Raw genomic sequence first — 19,220 nt, 5'->3', positions numbered from 1 at the left:
CCTATCTATTGATCTTTTTGTTCTTTAATTAAATCTTCTAGAGCTTGAATAGCTGCAAAAGACTTGTTATAGTCCATATTGCTTGCACCAACAACGGAAATTTCCTTAATTTTTTTGCTATTGATTTTTTTGCTTATAAATGCACTGTTATTGTTGTGTATTGCTATCTTAATTGTTTCGTCTTCGTCTTCAAATTCTTTTTCGATCATTGACCAAATAGAATTATTTTTAATTAATTTTAAAATGGTAATAATATCTTCTCGTTTAATTTTTGAAGCCAAAATAATTTTGTCTTCACCATAAACTTTGTTTTCTTCTACCATTTCAAAATTGAATACATTTTGAATAAAATTTTGCAAGATGGTTTCGTAATTTTTAATACCTTTTGAAAGCAGCGGCATTAAACCATAAGCATTTTCAGCAAGGTGAATAATTGGCACACCAACTAAACGTTCTTTGAACACGCGTACAGCCACTTTGAGGTCTTCTGAATTGATTAACTCTTTTTCTAAAGTGATTGTTTTTGAAAAAACTTGGCCATATGAGGTTACTAAAATTATTGTTGCCTTATTATCATCCAATGGAACTAATTGAATGTGTTTGAGCGACTCTTCATCATTTGAAATTGAAGTAATTAAGGTGACGCCAGCGATATCACTAATTTGCTTAGCGGCTTCGTCCAAAGTGATATCAATATTATTTCAACGCTTATAAAAAATATCTTTCATTTCATTTTTTAAAGTGTCAGTATCATGTGTGGCAATAAATTTTGCATAAAACGAATAACCTTTGCTTGAAGGCACACGCCCACTAGAAACGTGAGTTTTTTTCAACAAACCAAGTTGTTCTAATTCGTTCATAATGTAACGAACTTTCGCAGAAGACATTTTCAAGTTATATTTTGTAACTAAATGTTCTGATGAAATGGGATAACTAGTTTCCACATAAGTTTCGATAATATATTTAAGAATTTCTTTACGGTCTTTTTTAAGTTCCTTGTTGATATTCTTCATAATTTCTAATTATAATTGAAATGCCAAAATTTAGCATTTTTTAGTTCAAATGCTAAAAAACAGAAAACATTTTTTGCTTTGCATTTGACAAATAGCACTATTTTGTAATTGTATATGTAAAAATTATCCTTACAAAAGCGAGTGCTAAATTGTTCTAGCCTTGTGTTGCTATTTAGGAAATTGTATTTTTCCAATTATTCTATGTTATAGCTCTAGGCGTAAAAATAAAATAAAAAACCGCTTTTAGCAGTCTTTAATTACTAAATTTCTTTTGCGGAATAATTTCTACAATTCTTGGCGAATAATTAATTTCACCACGACGTTCTGGATACTCAGTAGACTCGTATAAAACTTTTTCAATTTCTAAACCAATTCTTACATAGTCAACAAAAACCTTAAAAGCCGCGCGTTCCATTGAATCAATGGCTGAACTATAACCAACATCAGTTAAAATAATATTTTTATCTCCTGAGGAAGCTAAAGCTAGAAAAACATTATGACTGGCACAAACAATATTTACTAAATTGAGACGGTAAAACGAAGTTCCTACCCGTTTAACATTCATAGGGTCTTTTCAATCTAGTTCAAAATATTTGTTATTTAGTCTTTCGCGTTCACACCCTTGTTTAAACCCTTCGTACCTAAGTCTTTTGATTTCCTCGCCCAAATAAGGGTCATCAATGTATACAAGTGTGTTTTTTTTGTCAAAAGTTTTCGAAAATTTGATTACAAGTTCTTGGAAAGCTGATTGGTTTCTGACTTTGATTCTACCTTGGTCATTCTTGTCTGTGTTGTAAACAAAATAAGGTATTTTTGAGCAGTTTTTTTCTAGATAATCAAGAATGTCTTGATAATGTGCTTGGTCAGTAAATAGTACTAGTGAATAAGGTTTAAAGTAAAGTACTTGCTTGATTAATTGAATGTAACTTGTCATGTTGTTTTGGCATTTTGACAACAATAAACTTTTTCCGCGTGAACGGGCACCTTGTTCAATTCCGTGAATAATTTGATATTGATTCATATCGCATTCTTCAGTCGCAATTACAAAAATAGTATTCAAACGATCTTTTACCAGTTTAGAACCTAAACTTGGCATATATTCATTTTCTCTTAAAATTGCTTCAATTCTTTTCTTGGTTTCCTTAGCAATATAGCCTTTTGTAAAATATCTACTTACAGTAGCAACTGAAACATTTGCTAACTTGGCAATTTCCTTGTATCCAAACTTTTTCATAAATAAAAATATAACATAAAACACACTTTCTACATCTGTAAAAAACCTTCTTTTTTCACATTTTCTTGATTAATTCTGCCTTAAGAAAACTTCATTTAATAAAATAGTGCTTTTTTATTACTAACTTTCTAAATCGTGGTTGTAAAGTAAAAAGAAATTAGCTTGCCAAAGAAATGAATTGAAGTTGTCATTTCAATTCTAAACATATAATCTGTAATATAATTCTAAAGTTAATAGAACAGCAACCTTGTAACCTGGTCAGGACAGAAATGAAGCAGCCACATCAAGAAGTACTGTGTCTATTGACATTTTTTTTAAGGTGAAAAAATGAGAGTAGTACAACAACCCATCAGTTATAATGAGTTCAATGAAAAATATCGTCCAATCATAAAGGCAGATATTACTAACATCATTAAGAAACCAGAAATCGAAAAAAATAGAAAAAAAGCAACAATCTTTTTAGGTCTAACTTTAGGTTTTTTAGTGTTATTTATAATCTTTACAATCATATTAGTTTTCACTTTTTCATCCGCTCCCGGATACGACGATTCTGCGAAATTGTTGGTGTTAATGAGCCTAATGATGCTTGTATTATTATTATGCGTATTATTTGGAGTGCTTTGAGGAAAATTCAGGAACAAATTATTTAAATTGCTAAAGTATGAAATTGGCCAATTGGATTATTTTCGTGTCTTATTTAAAAAAATGGGACTTAAATTCGCTCCTACTTCTTTAGCTGAACGTAGAATTTATGATGAAGATTTAGATCTTCAAAACGCATATAAAGAACATTTTGATACTATCAGACAGCCAATTCGTAATTACGAAAAGTATTTAGTGAACTATGCTGGAATTCCAGCTGAGGCTACTATCGTTTCACGTGGTCAACAATATTTTATTGCGGATGAATGAAATAATAACTGAATGATGCAAATGTTAACTTTTCATTGAGTTTATACAATTTACGATCACACGAATAAAACAACACGAAAAGTAGACTGTTATAAAACTGTTTTCGCTATGGAAGGCGTTTATGCCAAAGTCCCTAATGATAACTACTTTACTTTCAGTATGGGAACAAGATGTGCCTTGAACGGTAACCAAAAACCAAACGTAAATTTGGAAAATGTTGCTTTTAACAAAGCTTTTCACATTTATACTAATGACCAAGTGAAAATTCGTCAAGCTTTTACTCCGCTCGCAATGGAAACAGCACTTAACCACGTTAATCAAAATATCAAAGTTATCCCTGCTGGTTTCGGACTTCAATATTCAGACCATATTGTTCGTTCGTGATTCATTCCAAAAGGTGATCCACTTAAGATTGATTTACCAGCTGTGCGTCTATCGATGAACAAGGTAATTGAATTTGTGGTTAACGATATTATTAACGGAATTTATAGCATTTATTGAGTAATCTCTTTATTCAATATTCCGCCAATGTTTTATTAATTAGAAGAACAAAATGTGCACGTAGGTGCATTTTTTTATTCTTTTTTAAAAAACCAACAATATTCCCACAAAAGTTTCATTTTTACAATTTGCCTTACCTCTTGCGTTTAAAGAGATGAAAGGAGCGAAAAATGTCAACTACTAATTCACAACAACAGCCTGAGTGTAAACATAGTGAGTTTACTCATTTAATGCAACTTGTGGATGAATTTTTTCAATTTCCACAAACTAATTGATTCCCTGAATTCTTTACTAATCTAAACGAATTTTTCGCGCGGCGACCAGAATTTGTGAGAACTTGTCGAAAAGAAAACGGTGATTCAACAGCAAAATATGTGCTCACTTTTTCTCTAAGTTGCCCTGAAATGCCTACAAAATCAGCTGTGAAACATAAAACATGCCAATGTGTCGAGTGTACATCAGTTCAAAAATAAAGGAGATTGCTAATAGTTTTATATACACCACCTAGTAATCAAACATCTGCAATAGTTGAACAAACCAGTAAAAATAAAAATTTAGTGCTAGAACAAACAGATTGGTCGCTTTTTAATGTTCGCAGCTATGATAAATCAAAAGATAATTCTTTACTAGCAAGTAGCAGTCAACCACAATTACAGGTACAAACGATTATTTCCTTAACAAAACTTTTTCAGAGCAGCCAGTTCTTTTTAAATTTTTTCTTTGTCATTCCCTACGAGCAAAGCGTAAAATTAAGTGCAATCAATATTGCTATTAATAATAAACTTGTCGATAGTGCAAAATATTTAAATAACATTGCGCGTTTTGAAACTACTTGCAGCGGCACAGTGCTTGCTGCTGCTCTGAAAAATCAGCTTGTGTTGGAGGAAACTAAAAACTATAAGGTCATCTCTTACCGCTTACGGCCAGAACTTATTGGTACTAATTTTAATGACTTGGAAAATATTACCGTTACTTTTCAAAATTCAGACCGACGAGCTGAAGTTAACTATGTGCAAATTAGACGCCGAAGTCTCAACAATAATTCCTATGTCATTAATAAAAACAATGACGAAACATTGATACTGCAAATTCCGTATTTTTGACAGTTTAATTTTCCATTAACACAATCATTTTTAAAAACTCATTACACCAATTTAACAATTAAAACAAACGAGTTAAATCGTTTACAACCAACTAGACAATTACTCACAAGTCAGTTAAAAGTTAATTTAGACCGTACAAGTAATCTTTTTAACACTGAAAATAACACAAATGCCTCTATCAATAAGCTAAAAGATTTTTACAAGTTTAGCTGACCGCAATATTACGGCACACCTTACTACGAATTCAAAGAGTTTGTAAGTTCAATTGGCTACCAAACCACTTCATTACACACAACGTTTTTAGAAAAAGATGAACTTAACGACCAAAATGAACTTAGCGAGTTAAAATCGATTAATTTAGATTCTTACTTTACTTATGATTCTGGCAACAAAACTGTAATTGAATCAAGCACAGCTGCTCAGCCAGGTTTAATCATTCCTTACTCACAAGCTAATAACATTACAAATAGTTATTTGTTAGCGTTTAATTATCAAAACTTACCAAATTCTGACAATTGACTCAAAGTTTTAATTAATGATACTTTCAAAATTGAACGTCCTTTACTAGATAAAGAACAAGGATTGATTAAATTAGACATTTTAAGTGAGGGCTCAAGTACTAAAGAATTTTTTAGATATGTCCTTAATTTAGATGATGCAGAGCTGTTTGTCAACAAAATTTTTGCTGATTTATCGCAATTAGACCAATGAAGAAACAAAACTAATGACCCTGAAGAATAAAATTTTAATCGGTGTCGGTTCAGTTGCGGGGATAGCAGCTATTGCTACTCCGGTGGCTCTAGTTTCTGCGAAAAAAACTAAAAAAGAACATTTAGCTTCGCATTTGACTGCGAATGTTCATGACCAAAATGCTATTTTCCCCAAAATTAGTGGCAGCGAATTTTACGATTACATCGTTATCGACAAAGGACAACCGATCTTTAAACCTATCATTGTTCCAAAATTAATTCAATATATTGTGACAAATACAGAGGCAAGTACTGGTAAGTTGTATTTTGACTATAAATTCGTTGATTCTAAACGTTTGATTATTTATTTAAAGTGAGTTGGTGAACAAGAAGCACTTACGAAAAAGTACTTGTTGAAGATTCTAAATTCTGAAATTTTGATCAAAGATGGCAATGAAATAACAAGCGAAACTGAGGATAAATTTAATGAATGAAATAATGACGGAACTATTGACCAAAGCGATAGCAACTTACAAGAAAATGATAGTGATGCGACAGTATAAATTTAATAATTTAGTTTTTCGAAATCACCATTAGCAAAAGTTGTAATCAATCCTAAAACTAAGCAATTTTGTTATAACTTTTGCTGATTTTGACTCAAAATTCAACAAAAAACGCGAAAAATACAACAATTTTCGTGATTTTTTTATTGCCTAAAAATTCTTCATTTTTCGCTTTTTTAAAAAGACCTTTCCTTTATAATTCTAAGGCTACTATACACTATGAAGTTTGAGGTTGTTGATACGCCAATAAGCGTTGTCAAGGACGTATGCAAGAAATTCAAATGGAGTGTGTTCTATAAGAACGAAAGGAGACAACGATGAGCAAGCTAACTATCAAAGTGAAGTCATTTGAATATACCTTAGTTGATTTTGCGGCTAAAAAATTAGTTGATTTAGCTAAAAAAGAAGGCGTTCAAGTGTCAGGACCTGTTGCGTTACCAACCAAACGTGAAGTAGTTACTATTCTTAGATCAGTTCACATTAACAAAAAATCTCGTGAACAATTCGAATCAAGAACTTACCAACGTTTAGTTGTGTTCACAACCCAAAATGGTCTTGAAAATTTACTTGATAAAATCAAGCGTTTTGAGTTACCAGCTGGTGTTGAAGTTCAAATTAAGCCTGGTAACTAATTTTTATTTAATTTAAATCTGACTTAGTTTTTGAGCTAAGCGACAGTCATTATCGAACGTCAGAAAGGTAATGGAGAAAGGAAATCCTAATGAAAGGAATTTTAGGTAAGAAAGTTGGGATGACTCAAATTTATACTGAATTCGGTAGTTCAATACCAGTTACAGTAGTTGAAGTTCAACCAAACGTTGTTACTAAAGTTCTTACCGCAGACAAGAACGGTTATGTTGCAACCCAACTTGCTGTTGGTGAGAAAAAAGAAAGATTGACCAACAAACCTCAAAAAGGTCAATTTGCACAAACAAAAACAACTCCTAAACGTTTTGTGAAGGAAATTAGAGGTATGGAAGGCTACGAATTAGGTAGCGAAGTTAAAGCTGGCATTTTTGCCGCTGGTGAATTAGTAGATGTGAGCGGAACTTCAAAAGGTAAAGGTTTCGCTGGTACTATTAAGAGATACAACCAACACATTGGTCCTAAATCACACGGTGGTGGTGGTGGTTCACAACCTATCCGTCAAACTGGTTCTCTTGGTGACATTTCAGGTAACCGTGTTTTCAAAGGTATGACAATGCCTGGACGTCTTGGTGGCGTGAAAACAACAGTACAAAACCTTGAAATTGTGAAGGTTGACGAAAAGAACAACTACATTTTAATTAAAGGTTCAATTCCTGGTGCTAACAAGTCATATGTTGTGATTGAAGAAGCTGTGAAAGGCTTGCCAAGCAAACAACCTATTAAACTTGTTGACATTGAAGAAGTACTTAAAATGAACGAATTGGTTGAAAAAGCGAAAAAATACAACATTGAAGTTCATGTTGGTATGCACTCAAGTGACCTTCAACCATTAATCGAAAAAGCTGAAGCTGAAGAAGCTGCAAGCAAAGCTGAAGTTAAGGAAGGAGATAAATAATGGCTGCTGAAAAGAAAACTGCTAAAACTGCTGTTAAAAAAGAAAAAGTTGTTAAAGCACCTTCTCTTGAAAAGTACTATATCGCTGAAAAATTCGATAAAGAACGTAATATCTCATTTAACTTCAAAAAAGCAAACCAAAAAACTCCAGAAAACTTCAAAACATTCATCGCAGCAGTTGAACATTACATCGCAATTGGTGAAAAATCTGAATTACCAACTCGTGTATGATTCCACAGAGACGGTGCGTACCGTGGTTCTGTAAGTGTTGACAAAGCAAGAATTATTGTTAAAGAAGTTCGAACCAGCAAAGTTGAAGACACTAAGGCAATTGAATTTATTGAAACTAAAAACTTAGTTGAAAAACCAGTTCCAAAACCAGTTAAGAAAGAAGAACCTAAACCAGAACCAGCAGTTGAAGAACCTGTGGTGGAAGTAAAACCAGCTCCAGCTCCTAAACCTGCACCAAAACCAAAAGCAGAAAAAGTGCTTGACTTTAACAAGGAAACTGTTTTAAACTTCCCAACTGACCAATTACCAGAAGAATTATTTGGTGTTACAAGAGATTACTCACAAGCAATTTTTGACACCATTCTTTCAGAAAGAGCAGCAAGAAGACAAGGTACACACGATGTTAAATCACGTGCTGAAGTTCGTGGTGGTGGTAAAAAACCTTGAAAACAAAAAGGAACAGGACGTGCTCGTGCGGGTTCAACTCGTTCACCAATTTGAGTAGGTGGTGGTCGTGCATTTGGCCCAACTCCAGCTCGTAACTACACCCTCAAAGTTAACCGTAAGGTGAAACGTGCTGCCTTTGCAGCGGCTTTAAGTGCTTTGGCACGTCAAAAAGCAGTTGCTGTTGACGAATTTGTACTTAACGCGCCAAAAACTCGTGAAGCAGTTGCTAAACTTGCTAGTTTAGAAGTAAATCAACTTAAACACATCTTACTTGTGACAACTAATCCTGAAGTGTTTCAAGCAGTTGCTAACTTACAAAATGTGCGTGCGTTGTTACCACAATTTGTTCAAGTTGAAGACGTAGTATGAGCAGATGTGTTAATTATTTCAAAAGAAGGCATTGAAGTATTTAAAGAAAGGGGACAAAGATAATGCAATTAACTCAAATTATCAGAAGACCAATTCTTACCGAAAAAACCAATAACATTCAAGGGAACAATGTTTACACTTTTGAAGTTGATTGAGCTGCCAACAAGTTTCAAATCAAACAAGCTGTTGAATTCATTTTTAACGTGAAAGTAGCAGCTATTCGTACTTTAAAGATGGACAAGAAAGCCAAAAGACTTGGTCGTTTCAATGGTTTTCTTAACCGTTACAAAAAAGCTTACGTTACGCTTAAAGAAGGGTTTGTAATTAACTACTACCCAGAAGAAGCAGCTGCCAAAGAAGCTGAACAAGCTAAAGCAGCCCAAAAAGCACAAGCTAAAGCTGCTGAAAAAGAAGCAGCACAAGCCAAAGAAGCTGCCTTAGCAGAAAAACTTGCGGCTAAAAAAGCAAAACAAGACGCCCAAGATACACCTGCTAAAGACAAAGCAAATTAATAGAGGAATTTAGACTTGCTTAAAAGAAAAAATCCTCGTCTATTTTTAAGCAAAGGAGAAAGACATAAATGGCTATTAAGCATTACAACCCAGTCACTAACGGTCGCCGTAACATGTCTACTCTCGACTATAACGCTAACTTAAGCGGACACAAGCCTGAAAAGTCGTTGCTTGTAATCTTAAAGAAAAACGCTGGTCGTAACAACCAAGGTAAGATTACAGTACGTCACCAAGGTGGTCGAGTAAAGAGATTTTACAGACTAATTGACTTCAAACGTAATAAAGACAACATTCCAGCCACAGTTAAGTCAATCGAATATGACCCAAACCGTTCAGCGAATATTTGTCTATTAGCCTACGCTGATGGTGAAAAGAGATACATTCTTGCACCAAGTGGCATTAAGGTAGGCCAACAAGTGATCTCAGGACCACAAGCCGACATTTTAGTTGGTAACTCATTACCACTAGCTAACATTCCGGAAGGTACTTTCGTACACAACATCGAAATGCAACCTGGTGCTGGTGGTCAAATTGCGCGTTCAGCAGGAACTAGCGCACAAATTTTAGGTAAAGACGAAGACGGAAAATACGTTGTGTTACGTCTTAAGTCTGGCGAAATGCGTAGAATTTTGGCTCGTTGCCGTGCCACCATTGGTGTAGTTGGCAACGAAGACCACTCACTTGTGAATTTAGGTAAAGCTGGTCGTAACCGTAAACTTGGTGTCCGTCCAACTGTCCGTGGTTCTGTTATGAACCCTGTGGACCACCCACATGGTGGTGGTGAAGGTAAGCAACCAGTTGGTCGTAAAGCGCCACTTACCCCTTGAGGTAAGAAAGCGCTTGGTGTGAAAACAAGAAAAACTAAGAAGGCTTCTAACAAATTGATTATTAGAAGAAGAAAGGATAGTAAATAATGGCTCGTTCATTGAAAAAAGGACTTTTTGCTGACGACCACTTGCTTAAAAAAGTGCAAGCAATCGAAGAAGGCAAAGCTCCTAAAAAACCAATTAAAACTTGATCAAGACGTTCAACCATCTTTCCTTCTTTTGTTGGCTTAACCTTCCAAGTGCACAATGGTCACAAGTTCTTAGATGTTTATGTTACTGATGATATGGTAGGACACAAGCTAGGCGAGTTTGCACCAACCCGTACTTTCTCAGGTCACGGTGCTGACAAAGGTAAAAAGTAAGTTTAGGTTAGTCTGAGTGACTCACTTGCCAACAGGCAAGCAACACCACTTAACACTTTGTTTGTTTCTCCCGGTCTCCCAACTTACCACACCCACCTGTGGTCAAGTGACCAGATAACAATCACAGTGCTCCTAGTTGCCCCTGCTTGGACTCGACTTACACTTTCAACTTTTCAATTACATTGTTAAAGGAAATTTCAAATGGATAATAGAAACAGTGCCACAGCTAGTGTCAAAATGCAAAGACTAAGCCCACGCAAAGCACGTTTAGTAGCTGACTTGTTTAGATACAAGCATGTACGTGAAGCATTAGGAATTTTGCACAACACCAACAAGAAAGCTTCTGCTTTCTTCATCAAACTACTTAACTCAGCCATTGCCAACGCAACCAACAACCACAACCTTGATGCCACCAAACTTTACGTGGCACAAGTACTTGTCAACGAAGGACCAACACTCAAACGTTTTCAACCAAGATCACAAGGTCGTGCTTACTCAATTTTCAAACGTACAAGTCACTTATCAATTACAGTAGAGGAAAGAAATTAGGTGCATTATGGGACAAAAAGTTAATCCAAATGGTTTTAGATACGGTATCACCAAGTCACACAACACAGTGTGATTCGCTGAAAAGCAAAACTATGGAACTTATTTAGTTCAAGATGCCAACATTTACAAATTCTTCGATAAGTTAGTACGTAAATATCAAATCGGACAAGTGGAAATTCACCGGAGCGCACACAACAAAGTACGTGTGATTCTACACTCAGCCTTACCTGCTAAAATCTTAGGCGAAAATGGTTCAAACATTAAAGCCTTAACCTTAAGCTTACACAAATACCTTGCCGACCGTAAGCTTAACTTGCGCTTAGATTTGCAAACCTTAAAAGACCCAGCACTTAATGCTCGTTTAGCTGCCGAAGCAATCGCGCAACGTCTTGAAAATCGTGAAAGCTTTAGAATTGCTCAAAAAACAGTCATTAACGATGCACTTCGTGCCGGTGCGAAAGGTATTAAAACCGCTGTGTCAGGCCGTCTTAACGGTGTTGATATGGCGCGTACCGAAGGTTATTCACGTGGTGAAATGAAGTTACACACCTTACGTCAAGATGTTGACTTCGCCCGTGCGACCGCACGTACCACTTATGGTGCCATCGGTGTGAAAGTGTGAATTTCGAAAGGTGAAGTGGAAGGAGAACAAGCCTAATGTTACAACCAAAGAGAACGAAGTATCGTAAGCCTTTCCTTGTAAACCCTCTTAAGCGTAAAGCACACAAAGGTAACAAGGTATCATTTGGTGAATTTGGTTTACAAGCAACTTCAGCTTCGCTCATTACTTCACGTCAAATCGAGGCAGCTCGGATCGCCATTACTCGTAGAATGGGTCGTGAAGGACAAGTTATTATTCGTATCTTCCCACACTTTCAAAAAACTTCGAAACCTATTGGTGTACGTATGGGTAGCGGTAAAGGTGCACCAGAAAAATGATACGCTTCAGTACGTGAAAACACAATGATGTTTGAAGTCTCAGGCGTGAAAAAAGACATTGCCCGTGACGCGCTTAGATTAGGCGGTCACAAGCTACCTGTAACCTGAAAAATTGTTGCCAAAGCACAGCAAGAGTGCAATTGTGGTGTGAGCAATTGTCACCTCAAAGCTGCTCGTGCTAATGAAGGAGGTCAAAACTAATGCTTTTCAAAGATATTAAAGACAAGAGTCTTGACGAACTTCACAAGTTAGTAAATGATTTAAGAGCCGAATTGTGAACCTTAAGGTTTAAAAACCACACTTCAACCCTTGACCAAACTCACAAAATCAAACTTGTCCGTCGTGACATTGCCCGTTTACTTACTGCCATCAAACAAAAATCACTTGAGCAAGGAGCTAAATAATGGAAAGAACAACCAAGACTCGTAAAACTCTACAAGGTCGTGTGATCAAAGTTAGAGGTGACAAGACCATTTACGTGCAAGTGGAAACCTACCGTTCACACCGTTTGTACTCAAAACGTTACCGTGTGACCAAGAATTTCGCTGTGCATGACGAACACAACCAAGCTCAAGTTAATGATTTTGTGGCAATTATGGAAACGCGTCCATTGTCAAAAACCAAACATTTCCGTTTACTTGAAGTTAAACACCACGCTTCAGAAAGTGAGCAATATTTATGGTTATAGAACTTTCGAGATTAAATGTTGCTGATAACTCAGGTGCCAAAGAAGTTGGTCTCATCCGTGTCCTTGGGGGCAGCCGGAAGAAAACTGCTAACATTGGCGATGTGATTATTTGTTCAGTGAAAAAAGCTTTACCAAACGGACTTGTTAAGGAAGGCCAAGTAGTCAAAGCGGTCGTAGTAAGATCGCGTTATGGCCTTAAACGTGACAATGGTTCACACATCAAGTTTGATGATAATGCTGTTGTGCTTATCAAGGAAGACTCAACCCCACGTGGTACCCGTGTGTTTGGCCCAGTGGCGCGTGAGTTACGTGACCGTGGTTATCTTAAAATCGTTTCGTTAGCACCTGAAGTGCTTTAAAATTCCCCATCTCCCCAGTGTCAAAAGTTAACCTGACCCACTAAACCAGCATATTTAAGCAAAACTTAAACCTGCTTGCAAGTGGCTAACTAATTAACTTAGACCTTCGACAACACTTAGTGCCCTAACCAAATCACAGTCTTAGTTGCCTGCCAAACAAACTCAACCCACCTTGAGTGAGCGTGCGATTGTGTGACTATTGCCTGCTAGTTTGAAACCTACACTTTGTGCACTTGTTATGACTTTTACCCTGTAACAAACTAATTAATAACACTTTCATAACACTGCTGGGTCTGCCGATCAGCCCAACACCAACAATATTTGTTCTTTGACAACTCCATCCATCTACTCTCCAAGCGTGAATGCGAACCATCCTTTTGTGTTTCCTTATCCCTTCTTGTTATTTACACTTAACAAAAAACATTTTTTGTTCTTCTTTCACCTAATTCAAGTTTCCCCTGCAATCACAGGGGCGAACGAGCGGGAAACTTGCCTTTGCTTCCTAGTTGCACTTAGACTTGCATCATTAAGCTGCTTGCGCTGGTAGTTTTAATTCCCACAACCGCAAGTGCGGTTGGTGCCACTACCACCACAGGTTAGGAGCAGAGTTAATTAATAATTTTGGTCAGTCGTCATGGTTCCTTTCTGACATTCTGTGTAGTAACACTAATTTATGGTGGTCTTAGTCTTTGAATACACAGGTAAGCTCATGCCTAGTGTTGACTAAGATCGCTCTCATTCAAACTTGCTTATCCAACCACGCTTAAGGCGTTGCTAACTTAACGTGTGGTTAGTTGAACTCGGGTTGTTTTTCTTAGCTTGCTCAACATCAAGTTGATTGTATGTGCGTATTTTCTGTAGTTCAACTTCACCTTGGAGAACATTAGATTTTCCTCAATTAGTGTCAATTTAGTTTCAGTTGCCTAATTTCATTTGAGCACTAAACTTGTGACCTTTGGTACTAGTTGCTAATGTCAATTTGATACGTGAAATCTTTCATTGTCAAAGGTGTAGGTAGATGGTTAGTGAGGAGCAAGTAATGTTGGTGTTGGGTTGAGTTCGACCAAAAGTTAGTGTTATGGTAGTGTGATGGGTAAAAGACAAACAAACAAAGTTGTGGCTAGGTGCCTAAGTTGTGTTGCTATGTATTAATTATTAAAGGAGCAAGATGAAATTTAAAAAGAACGATGAAGTAGTCATTATTGCTGGCGACCACAGAGATAGAGTCGGCATTATTGACAGAATCGACCACAAGCACAACCGTGTCTACATTAAAGACATTAACAAAGTAACTAAACACATTAAACCAAGTAACGGTCAAGACGGTAGAATTACCCAAGTTGAAGCTCCAATTCACGTTTCAAATATTGGTCTCTTAATCAAAAAAGCAACCAAAACTTCGCCAGCTGTGTATTCAAAAATCGGTTACGAATTCAAAGGTGAGAAAAAAGTGAGAATTAGTCGTAAAGACAAGAAGGAACTTAAATAATTATGACAACTTTAAAACAACACTATACACGTAAAGTTGTACCTGCTTTGCGAGAAAAATTCCAATACAAGTCAGTAATGCAGGTACCTCGCCTTGAAAAAATCGTGTTAAATATGACTGCTGGTCGTGAAGTTACTAACTCAAAGGCAATTGAAGAAGTGTTGAATGAACTCACCCAAATTTCAGCACAAATTCCTTACAAAACTAGAGCAAGAAAATCAAACGCGTCATGAAAATTACGTGAAGGTATGCCTATGGGTGGTAAAGTTACCCTTAGACGTGACCGTATGTGAGATTTCCTTGCAAAATTAATCAATGTTGCTATGCCAAGAATTCGTGACTTTAGAGGTGCCAACCCTAAAGCTTTCGATGGTCGTGGTAACTACTCATTAGGTATTAAAGAGGAAATTATTTTCCCAGAAATCGAATTTGACAAACTTCGTAAGATTAAAGGTTTAGACGTGCAACTTATCACCACAGCTCGAACTGACGCTGAAGCTAAAGCGTTACTTGAACTTATTGGTGTGCCATTTGCAAAAGGAGAGAAATAGGTATGGCCAAATCATCACTCAAAGCGAAAGCTAAGAAGCACCCTAAGTTTTCAACCCGTGCTTATACTCGTTGTGAACTTTGTGGTCGTCCACATGCAGTTTTAAGAAAATACAAAGTTTGCCGTATTTGCTTCCGTAACTTAGCCCACGAAGGTAAGATTCCTGGTATGAAGAAAGCGAGTTGATAATTATGTTTATTACTGACCCAATTTCAGATATGATAGTGCGGATCAAAAACGCCAACCAACGTAAATTTAAAACTGTAACTATTCCTTTTTCAAACAAAAAAGCCGCTATCCTTGATATCTTAGTAAACGAAGGTTTTGTAACTACTTACACTGTTAAAGGTGAAGGCAAAACAAAAGCATTTGAAGTTGTCCTTAAGTACAAAGGCAACCAACGGGCAATTATTGACTTTAAGCGTGTGTCAAAACCTGGTTTGCGTATTTACGCCAGTGTGGAAGAATTACCAACTGTGTTATCAGGTTATGGTTGTGCAATTATCTCAACTTCAAAAGGTGTCATGACTGCTAAAGAAGCTAAGAAGGAAAATGTAGGTGGCGAAGTGCTTGCCTACATTTGATAGGAGGTTAAAACTATGTCTCGTGTTGGAAATCGTGTTTTAACCGTACCAGCGGGCGTGGAAGTAACCATCAACGGTACCACCGTGAGTGTCAAAGGCCCACTTGGTACCCTTAGTCGTGACTTTAGCCCACTTATTAGCATTCACCTTAACAACGGTACAGTAACTACTACTCGTGCCAACGAAGAAAAGCACACCAAACAACTCCACGGTACCACCAACGCCCTCCTTGGTAACATGCTTGTGGGCGTGTCAAAAGGTTTTGTGAAAGAATTAGTAATTAAAGGGGTTGGTTACAAAGCCACCCTCAAAGGCGATGTGCTTGAAATCGCCGCTGGTTACAGCCACCTTGTGAACTTACCAATTCCAAGCGATGTCAAAGTTACAGTGGCTAAACCTACCGAAGTAACCCTTAACTCAATCAACAAAAAAAGTGTTGGTCAATTTGCAGCGTTAGTGAGAAAAGTGAGAAAACCAAACCCTTACTCAGGGAAAGGAATTGCCTACAAAGACGAAGTGATTCGTCGTAAAGAAGGAAAAACTGCTGCTAAATAATGTTAGTTTGTCCCCTTTGTTAGTTTGCATCTTAACACCAAAAACCCTAGCACATAGCGTTCTTGGTCGCAGCAAACAACAGGTACAAGCACACATTTAGAAAGGTATAAACTATGGCTCAATTATCAAGAAACCAAGCACGCAAAGTAAAACACTTACGTGAAAGACAAACCATTCGTGGCACAGCCACTAAACCTAGATTGGCAGTTTTCAAATCTCACCAAAACTTCTACGCGCAATTAATTGACGATGTGGCTGGTCACACACTTGCCGCTGTGTCAACACTTGAAAAGGGTAAATACCACGGCAATATCGCTAGCGCTGCTGCTGCTGGCGAAAAGATGGCCGCACTAATTACTAAACTTAACATCACCGAACTTGTCTTTGACCGTGGTGGTTACATTTACCATGGTAAAGTCAAAGCATTTGCAGAAGCAGTCAGAGCACACGCTAAAGGAGTAAAATTCTAATGGCAGAAGTACAAAAGAACCAAAACTTAGAACAATCAACAACATCAGCAGCTCCGAAAGCCGCAGCAACTCGTGAAGTAGTTGGCAAACCACAAGCACCACGCGGCGAACGTCCAAGGAGAACTCCTGGCGAAGCTGGTAGTGCACCACGTCGTTTCAACGGCGCACCACGTCCTCACGGTGAAGCTGGTGACAAACGTACACCAGGCGAAAAACCTTTCCGCAGCTTCCGTCGTGATGGCGAAGGCAGACGTGACAAGAGTAAACGTGGTCCACGTGAACGTCACCAAGACAATGACTTTAGCGAAAAAGTAGTACACATTAGTCGTGTTACTAAAGTAGTTAAAGGTGGTCGTAGATTTAGCTTCTCAGCATTTGTGGTAGTTGGTAACAAGAAAGGCCAAGTTGGTTTTGGCCACGGTAAAGCAAATGAAGTGCCTGACTCAATCAAAAAAGCTGTGAAAGATGCTAAAAACAACCTTGTGACTGTGCCAATTCACAAAGGTATCACTGTACCTCACATCACTCAAGCTAAATTCCTAGCCTCAAAAGTAATGTTAAAACCTGCACCTAAAGGTAAGGGAATCGTAGCCTCAAACACAGTTCGTGCTGTGGTTGAACTTGCTGGTTACACTGACATTTACACCAAAACCTACGGTTCACGTTCAAAAGCTAACATTGTGCGTGCAACTTTAAAAGCCTTAAGTGCTTTACGTACACCTGACCAAATTGCTTTCATTAGAGATAAAAAAGTTGAAGACTTACTTTAGTAATAGTTACCCAATTACGCTATGCGCAAGCGTAATTGGTGACAACAAGTTCACTAAACGTAGTCAAAAGATTCAACTTCATCATCATAAAGGAGATTACTATGAGTGTTAAATTACACACACTTAAGTTCGCCACTGGCTCACGTCCTGACAAACACCGTGTTGGTCGTGGACATGCTGCTGGTAAAGGTAAGCAAGCTGGTAAAGGTCAATCAGGTCAAAACAAACGTCACGGACACCGTCCAGGCTTTGAAGGTGGACAAACACCTTGATTCCGTAGAATTGGTAAAAGAGGTTTCAACAATGTTAACCACGTTGAATACCAAATTGTGAATTTAGCTGACTTAGAAAGAGTTTTTGCTGACAATACAACTGTTGATTTAGAAGCACTTTTTGCTGCAAATTTACTCAAACGTACCTTACCAGTGAAATTATTGGCTAAGGGCAAACTTACCAAAAAATTCAATGTTGTGCTTCACGATGCTTCAGAAAGTGCAGTCAAAGCTTTAGAAGCTAACGGCGGTTCATTCCAACCACTTGGTTTAACTGCTGACAATGCTGCTGCCTAAGTAACTTTTACTTAACCAAATTCAAATTATTTCGCAAATTTAATTACTCTGCAATAACCTAAATTATGTGTGTTGACGCCACAGTGCTCACCACACTAAACCTAATTAAAAAATACTTGCTTTGCTGAGCAAGTTTTTTTTATTTTATCTTTAGTCCTAAAACATAAGCCTATTAGTCAAATTAATTTTTCAAACTAGCACTTCTCAAAACATTTTGTACTGCTAAACACCAAACAAAAACCACAAATTGTTTTGTGGTTTCTTGTCAAAATTACAATTTAGTTTTATCAACTTTACGTGTGAAATCTTGGTTAGTAGTGTCACTATACTCGGCGAGCACTTTGGCTAAATTTTTCCGGTCACGAACACCTAGTTTTGGCATCACAACTTTAAAAAAGACTCTAAAACAACTAAAACTGCCAAGTTGTCCTTTTTTAAAGACTACGCTGTCTTGATCCATAATGTTTGAAGTAAGTTGATAAGTTTCCTCACCATAAGGGGCAGGAATTGTGATGGTTCTTTCGTTTAAAATATCTAAGAAAGTTACTGGCACTTCCAGTACAACTTCTCTGTTCATCACTTTAAAATAAGGGTGTTCGTCAATTTCAATTTTTAAAACTAAAGCACCAACTGCGCCACCGTTGATACCGCGTTCACCATATCCAGGGAAAGTGATGGTATAACCATCAGCTGTACCTTTTGGAATGGTGAAAGTAACTGTTTTACGTTTTTTGATGTAAATGTTGCCATTACATTCATGACAAGGTTCGCCATAAATTTTTCCTGCACCATGACAGTCCGAACAAGTAGTTGAGTAAACCATCATTCCCATACGTTTACCCACTTTACCAGTACCTTTACAGGTTGAACAAGTTTTAATGTCTTGTGGTCTTTGCGCACCTGTTGCATCACAATTTTGACAAAGCTCGTATTTTGGTCATTCAACTTTCTTTTCAACTCCGTTTATTGCTTCAATAATCGAAATTTTTAAGATGCCAAGGATGTCTTTACCTTTTCTCTTGCGGCCTGGTTCGCGAGTGGCTGTACCTGTAAAATCAAAGCCACCAAAATCTCCAAAAATATCACCAAAATTACTAAAGAAATCACCAAACCCACCAAAGTGCTGTGAAAAGTTAGCTCCGCCAAAACCTTGTGGTCCTTCCGCCGACCCAAAACGGTCATAATTTTCACGTTTTTCTTTATTACTTAAAACTTCATAGGCTTCGTTTAATTCTCTCATTTTTTGATCGCTTGTACCATCCTTCAAACGATCTGGGTGATATTGCATAGCTAATTTACGATATGCACTTTTAATTTCTTTCTCTGTTGCGTTCTTACTTACACCTAAGATTTCATAATAATTTTTATTAGACATAGAAGATATTTTAGCACA

27 protein-coding genes and 1 other RNA gene are annotated in these 19,220 nt (G+C 37.0%); 25 read left to right on the top strand and 3 right to left on the bottom strand.

Features of this window, described 5'->3' with window-relative positions; translation table 4 throughout:
* Window positions 1-5: 5 nt before the first annotated feature.
* Entirely contained in the window at window positions 6-1,013 is a 1,008-nt protein-coding gene (gene hrcA / locus EXC55_RS01355) for a heat-inducible transcriptional repressor HrcA (protein ID WP_129622905.1), read from the bottom strand.
* Window positions 1,014-1,266: 253 nt separating this feature from the next.
* Window positions 1,267-2,247 (bottom strand): LacI family DNA-binding transcriptional regulator, encoded by a 981-nt coding sequence (locus EXC55_RS01350; protein ID WP_129622904.1) that lies wholly within the window; start codon window positions 2,245-2,247, stop codon window positions 1,267-1,269.
* 222 nt (window positions 2,248-2,469) lie between these two features.
* Between EXC55_RS01350 and ffs the strand changes: the two genes are divergently transcribed.
* The 25 genes from ffs to rplO all read left to right on the top strand — a co-directional run bounded on the left by ffs (window position 2,470) and on the right by rplO (window position 17,827).
* An RNA gene (gene ffs / locus EXC55_RS01345) (signal recognition particle sRNA small type) lies at window positions 2,470-2,566 on the top strand.
* A gap of 8 nt (window positions 2,567-2,574) precedes the next feature.
* Window positions 2,575-3,699 (top strand): DUF3137 domain-containing protein, encoded by a 1,125-nt coding sequence (locus EXC55_RS01340; RefSeq protein ID WP_129622903.1) that lies wholly within the window; start codon window positions 2,575-2,577, stop codon window positions 3,697-3,699.
* 131 nt (window positions 3,700-3,830) lie between these two features.
* On the top strand, window positions 3,831-4,133 hold the full coding sequence (locus tag EXC55_RS01335) for a hypothetical protein (protein WP_129622902.1): 303 nt from the start codon (window positions 3,831-3,833) through the stop codon (window positions 4,131-4,133).
* An 84-nt stretch (window positions 4,134-4,217) separates the two neighbouring features.
* On the top strand, window positions 4,218-5,504 hold the full coding sequence (locus EXC55_RS01330) for an MHO_1580 family protein (RefSeq protein WP_129622901.1): 1,287 nt from the start codon (window positions 4,218-4,220) through the stop codon (window positions 5,502-5,504).
* Entirely contained in the window at window positions 5,488-6,015 is a 528-nt protein-coding gene (locus tag EXC55_RS01325) for an MHO_1590 family protein (RefSeq protein WP_129622900.1), read from the top strand. The genes EXC55_RS01330 and EXC55_RS01325 overlap by 17 nt, the downstream gene beginning before the upstream one ends.
* A 317-nt stretch (window positions 6,016-6,332) precedes the next feature.
* A complete protein-coding gene (gene rpsJ / locus EXC55_RS01320) occupies window positions 6,333-6,647 on the top strand; it encodes a 30S ribosomal protein S10 (RefSeq protein WP_129622899.1) in 315 nt (104 codons plus the stop codon).
* A gap of 89 nt (window positions 6,648-6,736) precedes the next feature.
* Window positions 6,737-7,558: a 50S ribosomal protein L3 gene (gene rplC / locus EXC55_RS01315; RefSeq protein ID WP_129622898.1), complete on the top strand. Its 822-nt coding sequence runs from the start codon at window positions 6,737-6,739 to the stop codon at window positions 7,556-7,558.
* Window positions 7,558-8,667, top strand: coding sequence for a 50S ribosomal protein L4 (gene rplD, locus EXC55_RS01310; RefSeq protein ID WP_129622897.1), 1,110 nt, complete (start codon window positions 7,558-7,560; stop codon window positions 8,665-8,667). Before rplC ends, rplD begins: the two co-directional genes overlap by 1 nt.
* Window positions 8,667-9,116 (top strand): 50S ribosomal protein L23, encoded by a 450-nt coding sequence (gene rplW / locus EXC55_RS01305; RefSeq protein ID WP_129622896.1) that lies wholly within the window; start codon window positions 8,667-8,669, stop codon window positions 9,114-9,116. The genes rplD and rplW overlap by 1 nt, the downstream gene beginning before the upstream one ends.
* A gap of 68 nt (window positions 9,117-9,184) precedes the next feature.
* Window positions 9,185-10,030, top strand: a complete 846-nt coding sequence (gene rplB / locus EXC55_RS01300) for a 50S ribosomal protein L2 (protein ID WP_129622895.1) — start codon at window positions 9,185-9,187, stop codon at window positions 10,028-10,030.
* Window positions 10,030-10,305: a 30S ribosomal protein S19 gene (rpsS, locus tag EXC55_RS01295; RefSeq protein WP_129622894.1), complete on the top strand. Its 276-nt coding sequence runs from the start codon at window positions 10,030-10,032 to the stop codon at window positions 10,303-10,305. Before rplB ends, rpsS begins: the two co-directional genes overlap by 1 nt.
* Before the next feature lie 201 nt (window positions 10,306-10,506).
* A complete protein-coding gene (rplV, locus tag EXC55_RS01290) occupies window positions 10,507-10,854 on the top strand; it encodes a 50S ribosomal protein L22 (RefSeq protein ID WP_129622893.1) in 348 nt (115 codons plus the stop codon).
* A gap of 7 nt (window positions 10,855-10,861) precedes the next feature.
* Complete coding sequence (gene rpsC, locus EXC55_RS01285) at window positions 10,862-11,512, top strand: 30S ribosomal protein S3 (RefSeq protein ID WP_129622892.1); 651 nt, start codon at window positions 10,862-10,864, stop codon at window positions 11,510-11,512.
* Complete coding sequence (rplP, locus tag EXC55_RS01280) at window positions 11,512-11,994, top strand: 50S ribosomal protein L16 (RefSeq protein ID WP_129622891.1); 483 nt, start codon at window positions 11,512-11,514, stop codon at window positions 11,992-11,994. Before rpsC ends, rplP begins: the two co-directional genes overlap by 1 nt.
* Complete coding sequence (rpmC, locus tag EXC55_RS01275; protein WP_129622890.1) at window positions 11,994-12,197, top strand: 50S ribosomal protein L29; 204 nt, start codon at window positions 11,994-11,996, stop codon at window positions 12,195-12,197. The genes rplP and rpmC overlap by 1 nt, the downstream gene beginning before the upstream one ends.
* Window positions 12,197-12,481 (top strand): 30S ribosomal protein S17, encoded by a 285-nt coding sequence (gene rpsQ / locus EXC55_RS01270; RefSeq protein WP_129622889.1) that lies wholly within the window; start codon window positions 12,197-12,199, stop codon window positions 12,479-12,481. Before rpmC ends, rpsQ begins: the two co-directional genes overlap by 1 nt.
* Entirely contained in the window at window positions 12,472-12,840 is a 369-nt protein-coding gene (gene rplN, locus EXC55_RS01265) for a 50S ribosomal protein L14 (protein WP_129622888.1), read from the top strand. Before rpsQ ends, rplN begins: the two co-directional genes overlap by 10 nt.
* A gap of 1,168 nt (window positions 12,841-14,008) precedes the next feature.
* A complete protein-coding gene (gene rplX / locus EXC55_RS01260; protein WP_129622887.1) occupies window positions 14,009-14,329 on the top strand; it encodes a 50S ribosomal protein L24 in 321 nt (106 codons plus the stop codon).
* A gap of 2 nt (window positions 14,330-14,331) precedes the next feature.
* Window positions 14,332-14,880, top strand: a complete 549-nt coding sequence (gene rplE / locus EXC55_RS01255; RefSeq protein ID WP_129622886.1) for a 50S ribosomal protein L5 — start codon at window positions 14,332-14,334, stop codon at window positions 14,878-14,880.
* A gap of 2 nt (window positions 14,881-14,882) precedes the next feature.
* Window positions 14,883-15,068 carry a type Z 30S ribosomal protein S14 gene (locus EXC55_RS01250; RefSeq protein WP_129622885.1) on the top strand — a complete coding sequence of 62 codons (186 nt, stop codon included), beginning with the start codon at window positions 14,883-14,885 and terminating at the stop codon, window positions 15,066-15,068.
* Between the two features lie 2 nt (window positions 15,069-15,070).
* The gene (gene rpsH, locus EXC55_RS01245; RefSeq protein WP_129622884.1) at window positions 15,071-15,466 is read left to right on the top strand and encodes a 30S ribosomal protein S8; all 396 of its coding nucleotides are present in this window, start codon (window positions 15,071-15,073) and stop codon (window positions 15,464-15,466) included.
* Window positions 15,467-15,478: 12 nt separating this feature from the next.
* A complete protein-coding gene (gene rplF / locus EXC55_RS01240) occupies window positions 15,479-16,018 on the top strand; it encodes a 50S ribosomal protein L6 (protein WP_129622883.1) in 540 nt (179 codons plus the stop codon).
* A gap of 113 nt (window positions 16,019-16,131) precedes the next feature.
* Window positions 16,132-16,488, top strand: coding sequence for a 50S ribosomal protein L18 (rplR, locus tag EXC55_RS01235; RefSeq protein WP_129622882.1), 357 nt, complete (start codon window positions 16,132-16,134; stop codon window positions 16,486-16,488).
* Window positions 16,488-17,258, top strand: coding sequence for a 30S ribosomal protein S5 (rpsE, locus tag EXC55_RS03370; protein WP_129622881.1), 771 nt, complete (start codon window positions 16,488-16,490; stop codon window positions 17,256-17,258). Before rplR ends, rpsE begins: the two co-directional genes overlap by 1 nt.
* A gap of 101 nt (window positions 17,259-17,359) precedes the next feature.
* Window positions 17,360-17,827, top strand: a complete 468-nt coding sequence (rplO, locus tag EXC55_RS01225) for a 50S ribosomal protein L15 (RefSeq protein WP_129622880.1) — start codon at window positions 17,360-17,362, stop codon at window positions 17,825-17,827.
* A 271-nt stretch (window positions 17,828-18,098) separates the two neighbouring features.
* Here rplO and EXC55_RS01220 read toward each other — a convergent pair whose 3' ends face one another.
* Window positions 18,099-19,202, bottom strand: a complete 1,104-nt coding sequence (locus EXC55_RS01220) for a DnaJ domain-containing protein (protein WP_129622879.1) — start codon at window positions 19,200-19,202, stop codon at window positions 18,099-18,101.
* Between the last annotated feature and the right edge of the window lie 18 nt (window positions 19,203-19,220).

Source organism: Mycoplasmopsis columbinasalis, assembly GCF_900660705.1.
Lineage (GTDB): Bacteria > Bacillota_I > Bacilli_A > Mycoplasmatales > Metamycoplasmataceae > Mycoplasmopsis > Mycoplasmopsis columbinasalis.
This window is presented reverse-complemented; position numbering and strand designations above follow the sequence as displayed.